Source organism: Polaromonas sp. P1_F1 (genome assembly GCF_056405795.1).
In genome coordinates this window covers 432,835-451,136 of the sequence record NZ_JBFUBJ010000002.1, presented here as the reverse complement: position 1 = coordinate 451,136, position 18,302 = coordinate 432,835, and the positions used below count along the sequence as shown (strand labels likewise).

Here is an 18,302-nt window from a genome sequence, read left to right as displayed (position 1 = left end):
GCAATACGCCCAATGCAGAGCGGCGAAACAGGCGGCTGTCTGTCCCCAGTTTTGGGGACACGCCTGCAAGACCACTCACCGCAAAATCGGCAATAGACGTCAGCAGGTTGACGTGGACCAACCTTTCGCTACGTTTTTGATAGCTGCTTGCGCCCGTTGATACTGGGCTGGAGACCGATTTGCCCCTCATTTCATTGCGCGGAAGGCTTCAGTGCCGATGGCGGGCGGGATTGCTGGCAGGGTGTCTGGCGGTTGTGGCGCTGGCCGCGTTATGGCCGCTGCAAGCGCGTGCCGCCACGGCGTTGCACTTCACCGCGGCAGAACTGCTGGCGGTAGATGGCCGCGGCTTTTCACCGCCGCCCTATGCTCTTGAGCCCGGCATGCCGCAGGGCCGGTGGACCACGGTGGCGCTTCCGCATGCCTTGCCGCCCCAGCTGATTCCCCTGAACCAGGCGAGCGAAGCAGGCATGGAGGAGGAGTCACAAGGCCCCCAAACCGTGGTGACCTGGTACCGCGTGCAGGTGCCACCGCTTGCACCTTCACCCGGGCCGCGCTACCTCTACATCCCACGCTGGAAGACCGACGGCCAGATCGCGGTGTATGGCGACGGCCGGCTGCTCTATCAATCGCACGCCAACGCGCTGTGGAACGGTTCCAATCATCCGCTGTGGATTGCGCTCGACGAAACCGCCGGTGCGGCGCCGCCGCAAACCATAGCTCTGCGCATCGAACGGCTGCGCGCCACCGGCGGCGCCATTTCCAGCCTGTGGCTGGGTGACGAGGCCGCCATCGGCTGGCGCTATCGGGTGCGCGATGCATTGCAGATACAGCTGCCGCTGATGACCAGCGCGGCCTTTCTGGCCGTGGGTATGTTCGCGCTGTCGGTATGGCTGCGGCAAAGGCGGGTTTCAGAGGGTGCTTCGCCCGAAGGAGGTTCGCTGTACCTGCTGTTCTTCATCATCTCGGTGGTCTCCTATATTCGTTGCCTGCACTACTACGTGGGCCAGCACCGGTTGCCGGTGTCCGATGAATGGTTTGGCTGGTTCACCGTCAACTCGCTCGTCTGGCTGATCGCTGCGGCGCACTTCTTCCTGGTCCGGCTGCACGGACGGCCGCAGCAGTGGCTGAACCGCGCCGTCCTGGCTCTCGCGGCGGTGATCGGCATCCTGACGCTGCCGGTGTTCGCGAGCGGCTGGCCGGGCGCCACGGTGCTGGCGCCGCTGGTTTACCTCTTCCTGCTGGCCATGGGCATCACGGCCTTCGGCTGCGGCCTGGCGAATGCCCGGCGCGCACGGTCGCGCGACGGCATGCTGCTGGCCGGCTGGAGCCTGCTGGGCCTGGCGATGGGCGCCTATGACTGGCTGCTGCAGAACAACCACGTCAGCGTGGAAGGCAGCTTTCTCGGCTCTTATGCCAATGTGGGCGCCTTTTTTATCTTCGTGTACATCATGTTCCAGCGCTACACACGCGCCATCGAGGACGCCCGCCAGGTCAACGCCGGTCTGGAGCAACGCCTGCAGGCGCGCGAGGCCGAGCTGAACCGGAGCCATGCCCTGCTGCGTGAGGTCGAGCAGCGGCAGATGCTGAGCCAGGAGCGCCAGCGCCTGATGCAGGACATGCACGACGGCCTGGGCTCGTCGCTGGTCAGCGCCCTGCGCGTGGTCGAGGGCGGGCGGCTGCAGGACGTGCAGGTGGCCGAGGTTCTGAAGAGCTGCATCGACGACCTCAAGCTGGCCATCGATTCGATGGAGCCCATCGAAGCCGACCTGTTACTGTTGCTGGCCACGCTGCGCTTTCGCCTGGGCAGCCGGCTGGAGAGCACCGGCATCACGCTGCGCTGGGAGATCAGCGACGTGCCCACGCTGGAATGGCTGGACCCGCGCAACGCGCTGCACATCCTGCGCATACTGCAGGAGGCCTTTGCCAACATCCTCAAGCACGCCCAGGCCAGTGAGATACGTGTGACCACCGGCGCGGCTGATGGCTGGGTCTGCGTCGGCATCACCGACAACGGCAGGGGCTTCGCCGTGGAGCGAGCGCTGGGCAGCGGTGGCAAGGGGTTGTCGAACCAGCAGCGCCGCGCGCAGGCCATAGGCGGCGACGTGACGTTTGAATCTTCGGCGGCCGGCACCCGGCTGACCCTGCGCTTGCCGCGAAGCCGCCCCACGGCAGCCTGAACCGGGCGGCCGAAGCGTCGCCATGTCGCTAAATATGGGGACACGCACAAGCCGTACATTGACGCACAATGGCATATTTCGGCTACGTATAGCCCATACAAGGTGGCCGCAAAAAAGCCCACGCGAAAACCGCGCAGGCACCAACGCAGGAACCGACATGCAGTCCAGTTCAAACCCGCCGCCCATCCATGTGGCGCTTGTCGAAGACGACGTTCACTTCCAGAACGCCATCGTGACCGCCATCGCGGCCTCGCCCGACATCCGGCTGATGAGCCTGGCCAGCACACGCGCGCAGGGCCTGCAGTCGCTGCAAAGTGCACCGGCCGACGTGCTGCTGGTGGATTTGGGCCTGCCCGACGGCTCGGGCATTGACGTGATCCGCGCCGCGCATGTGCAGTGGCCCACCTGCGCCGTGATGGTGTGCACGGCATTTGGTGATGAAGCGCATGTGCTGCAATCCATCGAGGCCGGCGCCTCGGGCTACCTGCTGAAAGACAGCGAGCCCGAGAACATGCTGCACGAGATCCGCAGCCTGCACGGCGGCGGCAGCCCCATCAGCCCGCTGATTGCCCGGCAGATCCTGATGCGCTTTCGCGCCACACCTTCGGTGGCGCCGGCTGCCGCGCCCGCAGTGGCACTGGTTGCGGCTGCCAATGAACAGCCCGCGCTGTCCAGCCGCGAAAAGGAAGTGCTGGAGCTGATCACCAAAGGGTTTACCGCCGACGAAATCGCCCGGCTGATGCAGGTCTCGCAGCACACCGTGCAGACCTATGTGCGGCGCATCTACAGCAAGCTCAATGTGAATTCGCGGGCCGAAGCGATTTATGAAGCCAGGCACCAGGGCATTCTGGCGGCCTGAGGTGCGCAAGGGCCTGGCGCGCTGGCTGCTGCTGGGTGCCTGGCTGCTGGCCTGCGGTGCCTCCGCCTGGGCCGCGGGGCCGGTTGTGCATTACACCGAAGCCGAGATGATCCGCGAAGAGGCGGCCAGCTTCAAGCCGCTGGCTGCTGCGGTGGACGAAGCCGCCTTGCCGGGCCCCTGGACAAAGGTGAAGTTGCCTTCTGTCATTCAAAAACCGGTGGCTTCAAACGGCGGCAAGCCCCCTGTCGTCACAATCTGGCTGCGCATACGGCTCGATGAACTGCAGGGCATGAAAAGCCCTACGCACTTCTACCTGACCCGCTGGCTGGCAGCCGGCCAGATCGCGGTGTATGCCGATGGCCAACTACGCTTTCGCTCCACGGGCAGCCCGGTCTGGAATCTGTTCAACCACCCCGCGCTGTTGCTGCCACTGAATCTGGCCGCCGACAGCCCACCGCCGCAGACCCTCCTGATACGCCTGGACAGCCTGCCTTCGCCCGAGGCTGCGATCTCGTCCTTCTACGCGGGCGACTCCAACAGCCTGATCGAGATGGCCGCCAGGCGGGAATGGCTGGCTTACCAACTGCCCTTCATGTGCAGCGCGGCTTTCCTGGCGGTGGGGATTTTCTCGCTGGCCGTGTGGGTGGTACGCCGCCAGCCCGCCAGCCTCTACCTGTTTGCGATTGCCGTGCTGAGTGCGACCCGGCGCTGGCATTTCCAGCTGGGACCGGAAAAACTGATCGTCAGCGACGCCTGGTTTATCTGGCTCACCCTCAACGCCCTGATGTGGCAATCACTGGCCCTGCACTACTTCATGCAGCTCCTGCACGGCCGGGTCATGCGCTGGCTGAGCCGGGTGATGCTGGGAATGGCGGTGGTTTTCTCAGTCGTCACGCTGCCCTTTGCTTCTGTCTTCCCCAGCTTGCTGGCACTGCGGCCCTACGCCCACCTGCTGCTGATCGGCATGGCCACGGTGATCCTGGCGGTCGGGCTGTGGCATTCATGGCGCAGCCGGTCACTGGACGCCAAAATGCTGTCAATCGCCTTTTTGCTCAACTATGTGTTCGGCATCTACGATTGGGCCCGGCTCAAGTACGTGCTGGACCTGGAAAGCTATTACCTCACACCTTATGCAGCCATGGCGCTGTTCGGCGTGTTCGTCGTGATCATGTTCCGGCAGTATGTGGGCGCCCTTGACGGAATGGAGCAGCTGAACGCCAGCCTGGAAGAGCGGCTGCAAAGCCGTGAAGCCGAACTGGCGGTGAGCTACGACAAGCTCCGCGAGATCGAGCAACGCGAAACGCTGAGCCAGGAACGCCAGCGCCTGACCCAGGACATGCACGACGGCCTGGGCTCCTCGCTGGTCAGTGCGCTGCGCGTGGTTGAAGGAGGCCAGCTCAGCGAGGCCGATGTGGCGGAAGTTCTCAAGGGCTGCATCGACGACCTGAAGCTGACCATCGATTCTATGGAGCCGGTGGAGGCCGATTTGCTGTTGCTGCTGGCCACCCTGCGCTTTCGCCTGGGCCCGCGGCTGGCGGGTGCCGGTGTGTCGCTGCGCTGGGAGGTTTCCGACGTGCCGCCACTGGACTGGCTGAACCCGCGCAACGCGCTGCACATCCTGCGCATCCTGCAGGAGGCCTTCACCAACACTCTCAAGCACACCCAGGCCAGCGAAATCCGCGTCGGCACCGGTATTGAAAACGGTGGGGTCAGTGTCGTCATCAGCGACAACGGGCAGGGATTTTCGCTGGAAAGCGCCTTGCAAAAAGGCGGCAAGGGCCTGCAAAACCAGCAGCGCCGGGCGCGGTCAATCGGCGGCGAGATCCACTGGCACTCTGATGGCCGCGGCACCCGTGTCACCTTGTGGCTGCCGGAGAAACGCCCGCCGGGTTGACGGCGGGGCGTAAGCCCCTTTTTTTGCTATGATTTTTATAGCTGCTTGCACTCGTCCCCATTGGGCTCAGGGTTTGTTTTCCTCAAGAAATAACACCTGGCGACAAAGAGGCGACCCGGCGCGCGGGAAGCCGCGCTGCGGCCTCTTCATAATCACCCCATGACGTTTTCACACCGCTATCCCCACTCCATGGCCAGGAGCCACCCCTTGCGCAAGCTGACGGGTTTGGCCCTTGCCACCTTGTTCTGCGGCCTTGCCGCTGCGCAGACGGCCAAGCCCACACCACCCGCCCCAGCGTCAGTACCCTCGCCCCAACCTCTCGTGGGCACCTGGAGCTGGACGCTGGCAGGAAAAGCCTGCACCGAAACCTGGCAATACAGCGCCAAGGGCACCCGGCTTAACACCAGCGGCGAAGAAGTCACGCGAGGCGACTACGAAATATCCGCAGCGCCGAGTGCGCAGGGGTTTTACCGGCTCACCGACACCGTGACCGACAGCAATGGCAAGCGGGACTGCTCAGGCGACCTGCATGAAGCGTCGGACCCGCCGGTGGTGCGCTTCATCCAGTTCAGCCCCAGGCAGGACCAGTTCATTGTGTGCAAGGCCGAGTCGCTGCAGGCCTGCTTCGGGCCTTTGAAGCGGATGCCGGGCTAGCGTCTTGTGGGCGCTCAGCGGCCGCTGATCAGCGACTGCAAAACACCGGGCGCGAAATGCTCGCCGATGTAGTCGGCCAGGCCGTCAAACACCGAGTCGAGCGTGGGCACCGTGGCGCCGAACAGCGCCTGCAGCACCGCCGGATCTTCAAACATGCCGTGCAGGTACAGCCCCAGCACATTGCCGCGAATGTTCTGCCAGGCCAGGCCTTCTGCCATCACCGCGCTGGCCGTATCGCCCGCAGCGGCCAGCGCCGGGTGCTGCGCGGTTTGTCCATGGTGAATTTCATAACCCTGCAGAGCCACGCCTGACAAGGCTGCCCAGGCGCCATCTACCTCACCGAAGCGGGCTTGCCGCTGCCGCACCGTTTTATCTTCTTCAAACACGGTGACCACCGGCAGCAGGCCCAGCCCCGGCGCGTTGCCGTCTATGCCATGCGGGTCAATCAGCGCCTCCCCCAGCATCTGCAGCCCACCGCAAATGCCCAGCACCGCACCGCCCTGCCCTGCGTGGGCGGCAATGGCCAGGTCCAGCCCCTGCGCGCGCAGCCAGGCCAGGTCGCCGCTGGTGTGCTTGGAGCCAGGCAGGACAATCCAGTCGGCGCCGGCCAGGTCAACCGGGCTGCGCACCCACTTCAAGCGTACGCCGGGCACATTTTTCAGGGGCTGGAATTCGTCGAGGTTGCTGATGCGCGGATAGGCGATCACGGCAACGGTGGTAGAGACTTCCCCTGCTGCGGTGCTGCGGTCGTCAAAGACACCGTCTTCTTCGGGCAAGCCATGCTGCCACCACATCGGCAGCGTGGCCACCGTGGGGATGCCTGTCATGTCCTGCAGCATTTGCGGGCCGGGCGCCAGCAGTTTGGCGTCGCCCCTGAATTTGTTGAGCACAAAGCCCTTGATGAGTTTGCGCTCGGCTTCGTCCAGCATGGCCCAGGTGCCATACAGGTGGGCAAAGGCGCCGCCGCGGTCAATGTCGGTCACCAGCAGGCAGGCCGCGTTGGCATGCTGCGCCGAGCGCATGTTGACGATGTCGCTGGACTTGAGGTTGATTTCGGCGGGCGAGCCCGCACCCTCCATCACCACCACGTCGTTTTCGGCGATCAACTCATCGAGCGCCTGCGACACCACCGGCCAGACCGAGGCACTGCGGCCGCGCCATTCCATGCGGGAGAGTTCGGCATTGACCTGGCCCATCAACACGACCTGGCTTTGTGTGTCTTTTTCGGGCTTGAGCAGCAGCGGGTTCATGCGCACGTCGGGTACGGCTCTGGCGGCGAGGGCCTGGAAGTATTGGGCACTGCCGATTTCGCCGCCGGGCACCCAATTTTCCGCCGGGCCGCCCCAAGGAAAATTAACCCCCTCGGGGGAAAGCGACGACACGCCAGTGCGGAGCGTGGGGGCTACAACCCTTGCGTTGTTGCTCATGTTCTGCGCCTTGAAGGGCGCGACTTTCAAACCCTGGCGCGCGTAGTAACGGCACAGCGCTGTCGTCAGCCAGCTTTTACCGGCGCCGCTGGTAGTGCCCAGCACCATGACACTTTTTGCACTCATGAACTTGTCCTGGAGAGTTGTTGCCACGCGTTGTGCAGGGCATCCTGCGCGGCTGGCGGCTGCACGCCCAGGCGCACATGGCCGGGCAAACCGAATGATGTCGTGTCGCGCAGCTTGATGCCCTGGGTGCGCAGTGCGGACAGCGCCTGCTGCAAGCTCAGGTCTTCGGGCAAGGCCGGTTGAGCGCAGAAGAAATTGGCGTCGCTGGGCTGGCAGCGCCACCCCATTGATTCGCACAAACTGATCTGCCGGGCTTTCCATTCACGCAAGGTGTTGAGGCTGCCGGCGAGCCAGTCCTGCGCCTCTTTGCTTACCCAGGCTTGCAGCATGGCCTCGCCATGCGCCCCCAGCGGCCATGAGGGGCAGAGTCGCTCCAGCGCAGCAGCGTTGTCCGTTTGCTCCATCGGTGCAATCGCATAGGCTGCACGCACGCCGGTCAGCCCCAGCACCTTGTTCGGCGTCCAGAGCTGCCAGGTGTTTTGCAGCTGCTGCGGCGTGAGCGTAGGCGCAGCGCTGAGCCGCAAGGGCTCGTAAGCGCGGTCCAGCACGACAAGGGCTGACACTTCCACCACTTTCCGGCCGTCAACCAGCTCACCCAGGCCGCGATGTGCAGCACCCAACGGGCTGGAAGGTTCGCAGGCCCAGAGCAGCTGCGCATCGTGCGGCCGGCTTGCCGCCACCAGGCCTTGCGCAACAGCCGCCTGCGCATAGTCACCGTAGCTATGCGGCGGCAGCCACACCGCGCGTGCGCCCTGCAGCACAGCCAGCGTGGTCATGCGAAAGATGAATTCGCTGGCGCTGGCCGCCAGCAATACACGCGCCTCATCGACACGGTGAAAGACCGCCAGCTGCCTGCGCAACTGTGTGTAGCCGGCGTCGGGGTAACGGGTAGCGTCAGCCTGGCGGACGGCAGCCAGCGCTGCAGGACAAGGCCCGCAGGCATTGCTGTTGGTGGAAAAGTCGTACAGCGGCACACCCAGCGCGTCGGGTCCGCCGTGAATGCGCGTGGTGACGAGGCTGGTGCTCATGCCGATACCGCCAGCGCCATCAACAGCATCGCCAGGGCGGCAACCAGGGTCTGGGAGAACACCGCCTTCGAGGCCAGGGTTTGGGCCAGGGCCGTGTCCGATGCTTCAGGTGGCCGCCCTTGGGGGTTCAAGGTATATACGCCCGGCTTGCCGAGCGAGATACCCAGCGCCAACGCCATGGCCGCCATGGGCCAGCCGCTGTTGGGCGACGGGGTCTTGCGGGCTTCTTCGCGCAATGCCTTGAGCTGCAGGCCCTTTGCCGCCAGTGCCAGCAACAGCGCCGTCAGGCGCGCCGGCAGCCAGGAGAGCACGTCGTCCGCGCGTGCCGCCCACTTGCCCGCCCATTCCCAATTTTTGTCGCGGTAGATGCCGCGGTAACCCCACATGGCGTCTGCCGTATTGGCAAAGCGGTAAATGGCCGCACCCGGCAAACCCAGCAACGCAAACCAGAAAACCGGGGCTACCACAGAGTCATTGAGGTTTTCGGCCAGCGATTCGATCGCGCTTTCCCGCACCTGGCTTTCAGTGAGCTGGGCGGTGTCGCGGCTGACCAGCCAGGAGAGGCGCTCCCGCCCTGCTTCCAGCGACTGGCCCAACGCCAGTTCGACCGCGCCGACTTCTTCGCGCAGCATGCGCCATGACAGCATGCATTTGAGCAACCAGGCCATCGGCACGGCCAGCAGCGCAGTGTCGATGGCGGCGCCCCAGGCCGGCGCCTTGATGTAGCCGGCGAGCTGCCAGAACACCAGTGCCTGCACACCCCAAGCCGCTGCACCCACCAGCGCCACACCCATCCACCAGGCCAGTGTGCCGAGGAAAAAAGCCGGCCCGGGCGGGCAGCGCACGGTAATACTTCCGCAGGCCCGAAGGTAGTTGCCCATCCAGACCACCGGATGCACACCTGTGGGTGGCTCACCGAAAGATTTGTCTACCCACAAAGCCAGCAACAGCACTACACCGAGCACGCACGCCGTGTGCCCGGCCATGGACGCAGGAACGGCAAAGGCATGAAAGCTGGCCCAATGCGCGAACATCTCAGCCAGCTCCCGGCTCATGCCGGGCAATCTGGCCCCAGCAGTCTTCAAACACCATGTCGGCCAGCGGGGCACGGCGCGCCCACTTTTCAGCCTGCAGCATGGGCTGGTCATAAAAGGCCTGGACCGGGCCCAGACACAACACCGCAATCGGCTTGCTGCCTTCAGGCATCTGCAATAGCCCGCCCAGCTGCTGCGGGTCAAAAATCGAGACCCAACCCATGCCAAGGCCCTCGGCACGGGCGGCCAGCCAGAGGTTCTGGATGGCGCAGGCCGCCGAGGCCAGGTCCATTTCGGGCAGGGTGCGACGGCCAAAGACATGCTGTTCGCGCCCCGGTGGCAAGGCCACGACCAACACCTCGGCAGCATCGAGCACGCCCTGCACCTTGAGCTTCATGAACTCGTCTTCGCGCTCGCCCAAGGCCTGGGCCGTGAGCACACGTTCCTGCTCAATCAGCCCATGAATACCTTCGCGCAAGGGCCGATTGCGCACGCGAATAAAGCGCCAGGGCTGCATGAAGCCCACACTAGGCGCGTGGTGCGCGGCCGAGAGCAGGCGCTGCATCACATCGTCCGCCACCGTGCCGCCGCTGAAGTGGCGCATGTCGCGCCGCTCGAAGATGGCACGGTAGACCGCCTGTTGCTCGGTGTCGCTGAAGGCGTGGCCGGGTCGGGCCGCATCGGCCGGGCCCGCCCCGACGGCGGAGACAAAGCCCGTCACACCATTCACTGAGGAGCTTGCACCGCACCCGCTACGGGTACGTCTGCACGCTGCAGTACCACCAGCAAAGCCGGACGCACCCAGCGCTGGAAGGCCAAACCACTGACCAGACCCAGGCTCACCCAGAACGACAAAGACACCCAGGTTGTGGCCCAGATGAACTGCGTGCCGAGTTGTTCCAGAGCGGCATGGGCTTCGGGGCCAAAACCGGCCAGGGCATCACCTTGAAGCTTGGGCGCACCCACCACAAATGGCAACGCCAGCAAGGCTGCGGACACCAGCCAGCGCCAGGATGCGCGCACAAAACCGGCTATGGCGCAGGCACCCGCCGCACTGCTCACTGCCAGCACCCACCAGACCTGGCGGGCCTGCAGCGGCGCGGCTTCCATGCCGGGTACTTCCGCATGCAAACCCAGCGAAGGCCAGAGGTGAAAGCTCAACCAGCCAGCTGCAGCCACCACGCCGGCCAGGCGCAGTGAAGCCACCACGCCACCGCGTTGTGCGTCACGTTTGTAAAGCCACACGCCCATCACCGCAAACACCAGCAGCGCCATGCTGAAGGCGTGCAGCATGTTGGCCACCCAGGTCCAGCCAATGCGCTCGGCGCCGTTCGCGGGTTCCCATTCCTTGGCAACGCCGTGCTCATGCGCATGCGGCGCCGTACCTTCGGCATGCACGTGGGCAGCGGGAGCGGCGGCGGGCGCCGGAGCCTCTGCCTTTTGCTCCTCGTACACCTCGGCAGCCAGAATCAGCGGGGCGGCTTGCCAGCGCTGCACGCCGGTTTGCACGCTACCCACCACCACGGCAGTGGCCAGCGCCGCCCAGATCAATCGTTGAAAAACCATAGCTGTCTCCCGGTGAAAGTGCTGCTCAGTGGCAGGGTTTAACGGTGATGTGGCGCACATCGTGCGCGGCGTTGTGGGCCAGCGGGCTCTCGGCAAAAGCCACGCCGTACAGCACCACCAGGCCCAGCGCGGCGGCGCCCAGCAGCGGGCGCAGCACGGCCAGGCCGGGATTCAGGGTGTGAGAAGGGTTGTGGGTCAGCGTCGTTGGTTCAGTCATGGCGTTCTCCTTGGGGTAAGTGGGAAGGTGGGTGGTGAAAAAAACAAACTTAGTGCATTTGGCCGCTCATGTCGAGCCCAGGCCGTTCAAACCAACAGGGGGCAATCGGGCAAGGATACCGCTGCGCAGGCGATCGGGCCGTGCGTTGCGGGCCAGGTTGCCGTCGGCACTCTGCACGTGCAGTTGCGCGCAGGCAATCACCTGGGCTGCGGTCTCGGCATCGGGGGCCAGGTCGCCAAAGTAGTAGCTGAATTTGCCCCGGGCTTGCAAGGTCACGGTGCAGGCGCGGGTGCAGCCGCTCATGCACGCCTGGCCGCGCACCTGCAGGCCCTTGTGCAGCCCGGTGTCCAGCTCACACACCAGCAGCGCTTCCTGAACCGCTTCGAACAAGGCCAGGCCATGGGCGGGCAGCTCACGCGATGCGCCCGGCGGGCGGCAGGTGGTGCAGACAATGATTTCGGTGTCGGACATGACGATCTTTTACGGTTGGTAATCCGGAGCCATGGCCAGGCGGTGCTCCGCGCCCCAGCGCATGGCCCAGGCGGCACAGCGGCCCAGGTTCTTTTTCGGATCGTCAAAATCGACAATCACCAGATGCTGCGGGGTCAACGGCGCCTGCGGTTGCTCCAGCGTGCGGCCGTCGGTCAGCAGCCACAGCCAGCACTCCGTGAGGCCGTTCTTGCGCAGCGTGCGTTGCAGCAGGCGGTCAGCCTGAAACAGCGCCTCGGCCAGCGGCGTGCCACCGCCACCGCCCACTGGGCGCAGGCGCTGGCTGCCGGCGGCACGCGCGCGGCCAGGGGGCAGCAGCAGCTCCACACCCTGCCCGCCAAAGCGCAACAGCGCCACATCGTCGCCCTGCCGCGCGGCCTGCTCAATCATGAAGGCCGCATGGCCCTTGGCCAGCGCCAAGCGGCCGCGCTGGCGCATGGAGCCCGAAGTGTCGAGCACGATGCAATGCAGGCGACTGCTGCGCAGCGCCACGGGCTGGTGGCGCAGGTGTTCGCGTTGAAGCGGCGCAGGCCCCTTGGCCACCACCGTAGGCAGCCAGGCAATGGCCGTGCTGCGCTGCGGCGCGCTGTGGGCACGTGCCATGGCGCCTGATGAAGGAATGCGTTGGGGTGGAGGCCACCGCCAGCTGCCAGGCCCGTTGCGCGGGCGGCGGCTGGGGTGGCCTAGGCTTTTTTTGGCGGCCACCCGGCTATCGCGTGGACCTTGGTGGTGCCTTCGGGCTGGGCAGGCAACGCGCCCCAGTCGCCTTGGGGCGCAGGCGGTAAAGATGACGCAGACGGCTGGTCTTGCAAGCGCTCTGGATTGTTTGTTGGTTGGGATGATCCGTTGCTATTTCGCGGTGCCTGCCCCGCACTGCCCTCGGGCCGGCGATGTGCCAGCGCCAGCTCGGCCACCGCGTCCACATCGTCCACGGTCACTTCGCTGCGCCCTTCCAGCGCTGCCAGCGCACGCGCGGCGCGCAGCATCACCAGGTCGGCACGCATGCCGTCCACGCCTGCCGCCATGGCGCAGGCCGCTGCATGGTGCAGCACCGCGTCAGGCCAGGCCAAGCTTGGCAACGCAGCACGGGCCGCCACCAGCGCGGCACTGAGCGCGCGTTGTTCTTCCGCATGCTGCGCGCCCAAGGCCCCGGGGGTTTCATCAAAACCCAGGCGCGCGCGCAGGATGGCGGTGCGCTCTGCAGCATCCACCGGATTGGCCAGCGCCACCGACAGACCAAAGCGGTCCAGCAGTTGCGGGCGCAGCTCGCCCTCCTCCGGGTTCATGGTGCCCACCAGCACAAAACGTGCGGCATGCTGCTGTGAAATGCCGTCGCGCTCTACCGTGTTGACACCGCTTGCGGCCACGTCCAGCAGCGCATCCACCAGCGCGTCGGGCAGCAGGTTGACTTCGTCTACATAGAGCACGCCGTTGTGGGCGCGCGCCAACAGCCCGGGCGCCAGGCGCACCTGGCCGTCGCGCAGCACGTCTTCCACATTCAGCGTGCCCACCAGTTGCTCCAGGCTGGCGGCCAGCGGCAAGGTGACAAAGGGCGCACCGGGCAGCAGCGCGGCCAGCGCACGGGCCGCGGTGGACTTGGCTGTGCCGCGTGGGCCGCTGATCAGCACACCGCCAATGCCGGGGTCAATGGCGGCCAGTTGCAGCGCGCGCTGCAACTGCGGCTGGCCCACCAGCGCGGTGAAGGGAAAGGCCGCACGGGTGGCGGGCTCAACGGATATATTCAGTTCAGGAATATTCATGGTCGTGTTCATGGCAAGGGTCCTTCTCCGTGTTCTTCTAGCCGGCGCTCCAGCGCCAGCAAATGGTCTTCGATGCGTTCGCGGTGCTCGCCTGGCGCCTCCCACAGGCCGCGCTGCATGGCCTCCAGCAGGCGCTCACCAATGCTGCGCAGTGCGCCGGGGTTGTGCTGCTGCAAAAACGCGCGGTTGGTGTCGTCGTGCAAATAAGCATCGGCCACCAGCGCGTACTGATGGTCGCCCACCACGCCTGTGGTGGCGTCAAATGCAAACAGGTAGTCCACCGTGGCGGCCATCTCAAAAGCCCCCTTGTAGCCATGGCGGCGCACGCCCTCCAGCCACTTGGGGTTGACGGCGCGCGAACGCACCACGCGCGCCACTTCTTCGCCCAACGTGCGGATACGCGGCGCACCGGGCACGCTGAAGTCGCCGTGGTACAGCGTGGCCGGTGCGCCCGCCAGGTGTTCGACTGCCACCGCCATGCCGCCCTGGAACTGGTAGTAGTCGTCCGAATCGAGCACGTCGTGCTCGCGGTTATCCTGGTTGTGAAGTACTGCGTCCAGACCGGTAAGGCGCTGCTCAAAGCTGCCGCGCGCTGGTGCGCCATGCTCGCCCTGCCCGTAGGCAAAGGCACCGGCGCGCAGATAAGCCTGGGCCAGGTCGGCGCCGTCGTTCCAGCGGCCGCTGGCCATGACCTCCTGCAGACCAGCGCCATAACCGCCGGGGCGCGGGCCAAATACGCGCCAGGTGGCTTCGCGCTGGGCGTCTTCCGCACTCAATCCCTTGGCTTCTGCCTCAGCGGCTTCGCGCTGCACACGGGCGCGGATGGGGTTCACGTCGTCGGGCTCGTCCTCTTCGCTGATCGCGGCCACGGCACGCACCGCAGTGTCGAACAAGTCAATCACATTGGGAAAGGCATCGCGAAAGAAACCCGACACGCGCAAAGTCACATCCACGCGCGGACGGTTCCTGATGGCCATGGGCAGCACTTCAATGTCCACCACCCGGCTGCTGCCGTCGGCCCACTTGGGCCGTACACCCAACAACGCAAAGGCTTGTGCAATATCTTCGCCGCCCGTGCGCATGGTGCTGGTGCCCCACACCGACAGGCCCAGGCAGCGCAGCATCTCGCCATGGTCTTGCAGGTGGCGCTCAATCACGCGCTCAGCCGCCGCGGCGCCCATGGCGTAGGCGGTCTGTGTGGGCACGGCGCGCGTGTCCACCGAATAGAAGTTGCGGCCGGTGGGCAGCACGTCAGGCCGGCCACGCGAGGGTGCACCGCTGGGGCCGGCAGACACAAACTTGCCTGACAGGCCGCGCAGGCATTGAGCAATCTCTTGCGGGCCGCAGGCGTCCAGCCGCGGACGCAGCACCTGGCGCATCCGTTGCAGCACCGGGGCGGTGTGCGGCCAGGCAGTGGCATCCCAGGGTGCATGGGCCACCACGTAGTCAGCGACAAGCTGGCGGGCCAGCAGCTCCAGCCGCTCGCGTGTATGGCCGGCGTGACGCCAGGCTTCGGTACTCATGTCTTGCAACACCGGAGGGAATGGGCCGCCCCAAGGTGCGGCCCATTCGGGGCTCAACACGCTGAAGCCGCCCACACTATCCAGCTTCAAATCCTGAGCCAATGCCATCAGCAAGCTGCGCTGGCCGGCGGCCGTACCACCTGGAAAACGCGCCAGCGCCACCAGCGTGTCGATTTGCTGGCGGCCCTGTGGTGATGTGCCCAGGATGTGCAGCCCATCGCGGATTTGAGATTCCTTGATCTCGCACAGGTAGGCGTCCAGCCGCAGCAGCAGCGCCTCACGGCTGGCGTCATCAGTGGGTTTGGCAAAACCCAGCTCCGCATGCAGGCCTTCACTGAGCACGCGCTCCAGGATGTCGACGCGCAGGCGTTGGGCGCGGCGTGGGTCCAGTGACAGGGCCTCGTAATACTCGTCCATCTGCCGCTCCAGCTTTTGCAGCGGGCCGTAGGTTTCGGCGCGGGTCAGGGCCGGCATCAGGTGGTCGATGATGACGGCCTGCGTGCGGCGCTTGGCCTGGCTGCCCTCGCCGGGATCGTTGACGATGAAGGGATACAGGTGCGGCAGCGGGCCCAGGATGGCGTCGGGCCAGCAGTTGGCGCCTAGCGCCACGCTTTTGCCGGGCAACCATTCCAGATTGCCGTGTTTGCCCACATGCACCACCGCGTCGACCGCAAACTGGCGGCGTAGCCAGAAGTAAACCGCCAGGTAGTTGTGCGTGGGCACCAGGTCGGCGTCGTGATACGTGGCAACCAAATCCAGGTCTCGCCCGCGCGCGGGCTGGATGCCGACAAACACATTCCCCAGGCGCAGGCCGGAGACCATGAAGCGGCCGCTGCGCACCATGGGGTCCTGTTCGGGGGAGCCCCACAGCGCGTTCACTGCGTCGCGGCTGGCAGCGTCCAGTTGGTTGAAGTCCTGCAGGTAGTCGGCCATGGCAAGACTCTGGCCTGCCGGCCGGATATCGTTCGCGTCCAGGTTGTTGGTCACGCCTGCCATCAGCGCGGCGATCAGTGCGTCACCGCCTTCGGGCAAGGCACCTGTGACATAACCTGCGTCCTGCATGGCGCGCAGCAGGGCCACCGTGGAGGCCGGGGTGTCCAGACCCACGCCATTGGCCAGGCGCGCGTCATCGTTGGGGTAGTTGGCCAGGATCAGCGCGACGCGTTTGTCAGAATTTGGCTTGTCGCGAAGTACGCACCACCGGCGCGCCAGCTCAGCCACAAAGGCCATGCGTTCGGGTTCGGGCTGGTAACGCACCACGTCCACCTCGGTGCGTTCATCGCGCCAGGCCAGGCCCTTGAAGCTGATGGCGCGCGTGCCGATGCGGCCGTCCACCTCGGGCAGCACCACCTGCATCGCCAGGTCGCGCGGGGCCAGGCCATGCGGGTCTTCTTGCCACTGCTCTTGGGAACAGCCCGCGGTGATGAGCTGTAGTACCGGTGCATCACCAGCCAATGGTGCCATCTGCGCGCCGTCCACACTGTCCACATCGTCGCCATCGAGTGCGGTGATGGCAAAGCTGGTCGCGTTGAGCACCACGCCTACGCCGTGTTGCGCGGCCAGCGACTGCAACAGCTCCAGGCTAGCAGGGTTCTTGAGCGAATCCACGGCCACGGCCACAGTGTTCAGCCCTTGATCGTGCAATGCGGCCAGCATCGCATCAAACACCGCAGTGTTGCCGGCCTGCACATGGGCACGGTAGAACAGCAGCAATGCCACTGGCGCGCCGTCTTGCCACGCTTGGGCACCCAGCGATTCGTAAATTATGGCCGGTGGCAACACCGTAGGCGGTGTGGGCCGAGTCCCCAGGCCAAACACGGAATGGCCTATCAATTCAAAAAAGTTACGGGCGTTGTCGCGGCCGCCTTCGCGCAGGCAGCGCCAGAGCTGGCGGCAGTCTTCATGCGGGGCGGTGCTGCGCAACAACAGTTGCAAGTCTTCACTCGCGTCACCCGAGAAGAGCGCCAGCCACTGGCCGCGTTCGCGTGCGAGTTCGCGCACGCGTTCCACCACATAGGCCCAGTCGCTGGCAGCGCCCAGGTGGTCAATCACCACCACGCGCGCATGTTGCAACACCTCGTCTACATACATGTCCGCCGACGCGGGCTGCCGCAACCACATCAGGTTAGCCAGGCGCACCGCGGGAAAGCCTTCGGGCAACGCCCCCGCTGCATCGGCCAGTAGCGACAGCGTGGTATCCGCCGCGCTGAGCACCACGATGTCGCCCGGCGTTTGCTCCACGCGCACCACGCCCTGGCCACCGTCTTCAACGTGGCCGCCGGGGCGGGTGGAGAGCAAATGCATGTTTTATTTCACAAGGTAAGGTTGAACAGCCCATCCTGGCGCAGGTCGATGGGGCGCTCTGCGCAGCGGCATAAAGGAGGAGCCCGCAGGGCGGAGGACAGCCGCGGAGCGGAGTGCCCCGTCGGGCTGTGCCCGCCACAAAACTAAAGCTTCAGCGTGCATTTGGATTCAAGCCGCGACGGGTACCGCCAGCGCCGCACTCAACTCAGCCTGCAACACAGCCGCATTGAGCTCGGAACCAATCAGCACCAGGCGCGACTGGCGCACCTCATCCGCACGCCAGGGGCGGTCAAAGTAGCTATCGAAACGCGTTCCTACGCCCTGCACCACCAGGCGCATGGCCACACCGGGCAAGGCCACAAAACCCTTGGCGCGGTAAATCTCGTGGCGGCCCACCACATCGCGCAGCGCGGCCAGCAATGCTTCGCGGCCGGTCACGTCCAGCGCCACCTGCACCGAGGCAAACGCATCATGGTCGTGGTCTTCTTCCTCGTCGTGATGCGTCTTGCGCTGGTCGATCTGGTCTTCCACTGCGCGCTCCAGGCCCAGCAACACGCCAATATCGATGCGGCCATGCTGCGCATGCACCAGCTTCACACCGGGCAAGGTTTCGGCGCGGATGGCGGCTTCCACACCCACCAATTCTTCGGCCGTCAACCCATCCGTCTTGTGCACGATCACCAGGTCGGCCGTTGCCAGTTGGTCTTCAAACAGCTCGTGCAAGGGCGAGTCATGGTCCAGGTTGTCGTCGGCGCGGCGCTGGGCGTCCACGGCCACGGGGTCGTCGGCAAAGTCTCCCGCGGCAACCGCAGGCGCGTCCACCACGGTCACTACGGCATCCACGGTGAAGGTATTGCGCAGTGCGGGCCACTGGAAGGCCTGCACCAGCGGCTTGGGCAGTGCCAGGCCAGAGGTCTCGATGATCAGGTGGTCGATCTGGTCGCGGCGCTTGGCCAACTGCTCCATCACGGGCGCGAACTCTTCCTGCACCGTGCAGCACAGGCAGCCGTTGGCCAACTCATACAGCTGCCCGTTTTCCTCGCCGTTCTCGTCGCAGCCAATGCCACAGCCGCGCAGCAGTTCGCCGTCGATGCCGAGTTCGCCAAACTCGTTGACGATGACCGCGATGCGGCGGCCCTGCGCGTTGGCCAGCAGGTGGCGCAAGAGCGTGGTCTTGCCGCTGCCCAGAAAGCCGGTGACGATGGTGGCGGGAATTTTTCGGGTTTGCATAAGAGTCTCTCGGG

15 protein-coding genes are annotated in these 18,302 nt (G+C 65.4%); 4 read left to right on the top strand and 11 right to left on the bottom strand.

The features are described 5' to 3' along the window. The first annotated feature begins 179 nt into the window (after positions 1 to 179). From AC1DZE_RS08245 to AC1DZE_RS08230, 4 genes are all read left to right on the top strand, one after another. A complete protein-coding gene (locus AC1DZE_RS08245) occupies positions 180 to 2,177 on the top strand; it encodes a sensor histidine kinase (RefSeq protein WP_477672604.1) in 1,998 nt (665 codons plus the stop codon). Positions 2,178 to 2,334: 157 nt separating this feature from the next. Further along, complete coding sequence (locus AC1DZE_RS08240; protein WP_477672605.1) at positions 2,335 to 3,036, top strand: response regulator; 702 nt, start codon at positions 2,335 to 2,337, stop codon at positions 3,034 to 3,036. Beyond that, positions 3,002 to 4,930, top strand: a complete 1,929-nt coding sequence (locus AC1DZE_RS08235) for a sensor histidine kinase (RefSeq protein ID WP_477672606.1) — start codon at positions 3,002 to 3,004, stop codon at positions 4,928 to 4,930. Before AC1DZE_RS08240 ends, AC1DZE_RS08235 begins: the two co-directional genes overlap by 35 nt. Positions 4,931 to 5,089: 159 nt before the next feature. Beyond that, positions 5,090 to 5,584, top strand: a complete 495-nt coding sequence (locus AC1DZE_RS08230) for a hypothetical protein (protein ID WP_477672607.1) — start codon at positions 5,090 to 5,092, stop codon at positions 5,582 to 5,584. 14 nt (positions 5,585 to 5,598) lie between these two features. Here AC1DZE_RS08230 and AC1DZE_RS08225 read toward each other — a convergent pair whose 3' ends face one another. From AC1DZE_RS08225 to cobW, 11 genes are all read right to left on the bottom strand, one after another. After that, positions 5,599 to 7,137, bottom strand: coding sequence for a cobyric acid synthase (locus AC1DZE_RS08225; protein ID WP_477699940.1), 1,539 nt, complete (start codon positions 7,135 to 7,137; stop codon positions 5,599 to 5,601). After that, entirely contained in the window at positions 7,134 to 8,165 is a 1,032-nt protein-coding gene (locus AC1DZE_RS08220; RefSeq protein ID WP_477672609.1) for an aminotransferase class I/II-fold pyridoxal phosphate-dependent enzyme, read from the bottom strand. Before AC1DZE_RS08220 ends, AC1DZE_RS08225 begins: the two co-directional genes overlap by 4 nt. Next, positions 8,162 to 9,151 carry an adenosylcobinamide-phosphate synthase CbiB gene (cbiB, locus tag AC1DZE_RS08215; protein ID WP_477699970.1) on the bottom strand — a complete coding sequence of 330 codons (990 nt, stop codon included), beginning with the start codon at positions 9,149 to 9,151 and terminating at the stop codon, positions 8,162 to 8,164. The genes AC1DZE_RS08220 and cbiB overlap by 4 nt, the downstream gene beginning before the upstream one ends. A 49-nt stretch (positions 9,152 to 9,200) precedes the next feature. After that, the gene (gene bluB, locus AC1DZE_RS08210) at positions 9,201 to 9,821 is read right to left on the bottom strand and encodes a 5,6-dimethylbenzimidazole synthase (protein WP_477699969.1); all 621 of its coding nucleotides are present in this window, start codon (positions 9,819 to 9,821) and stop codon (positions 9,201 to 9,203) included. 104 nt (positions 9,822 to 9,925) lie between these two features. Then, positions 9,926 to 10,765, bottom strand: a complete 840-nt coding sequence (locus AC1DZE_RS08205; RefSeq protein WP_477669213.1) for a CbtA family protein — start codon at positions 10,763 to 10,765, stop codon at positions 9,926 to 9,928. A 25-nt stretch (positions 10,766 to 10,790) separates the two neighbouring features. After that, positions 10,791 to 10,982, bottom strand: a complete 192-nt coding sequence (locus tag AC1DZE_RS08200; RefSeq protein ID WP_457280507.1) for a CbtB domain-containing protein — start codon at positions 10,980 to 10,982, stop codon at positions 10,791 to 10,793. Positions 10,983 to 11,048: 66 nt separating this feature from the next. Further along, a complete protein-coding gene (locus AC1DZE_RS08195) occupies positions 11,049 to 11,453 on the bottom strand; it encodes a DUF1636 family protein (protein ID WP_477673816.1) in 405 nt (134 codons plus the stop codon). Positions 11,454 to 11,462: 9 nt separating this feature from the next. After that, positions 11,463 to 12,074 carry a vWA domain-containing protein gene (locus AC1DZE_RS08190; RefSeq protein ID WP_477673817.1) on the bottom strand — a complete coding sequence of 204 codons (612 nt, stop codon included), beginning with the start codon at positions 12,072 to 12,074 and terminating at the stop codon, positions 11,463 to 11,465. Between the two features lie 80 nt (positions 12,075 to 12,154). Beyond that, entirely contained in the window at positions 12,155 to 13,243 is a 1,089-nt protein-coding gene (locus AC1DZE_RS08185; RefSeq protein ID WP_477699939.1) for a magnesium chelatase ATPase subunit I, read from the bottom strand. Then, positions 13,240 to 17,058 carry a cobaltochelatase subunit CobN gene (cobN, locus tag AC1DZE_RS08180; RefSeq protein ID WP_477699938.1) on the bottom strand — a complete coding sequence of 1,273 codons (3,819 nt, stop codon included), beginning with the start codon at positions 17,056 to 17,058 and terminating at the stop codon, positions 13,240 to 13,242. The genes AC1DZE_RS08185 and cobN overlap by 4 nt, the downstream gene beginning before the upstream one ends. Before the next feature lie 168 nt (positions 17,059 to 17,226). Continuing rightward, complete coding sequence (cobW, locus tag AC1DZE_RS08175) at positions 17,227 to 18,288, bottom strand: cobalamin biosynthesis protein CobW (RefSeq protein ID WP_477674321.1); 1,062 nt, start codon at positions 18,286 to 18,288, stop codon at positions 17,227 to 17,229. Between the last annotated feature and the right edge of the window lie 14 nt (positions 18,289 to 18,302).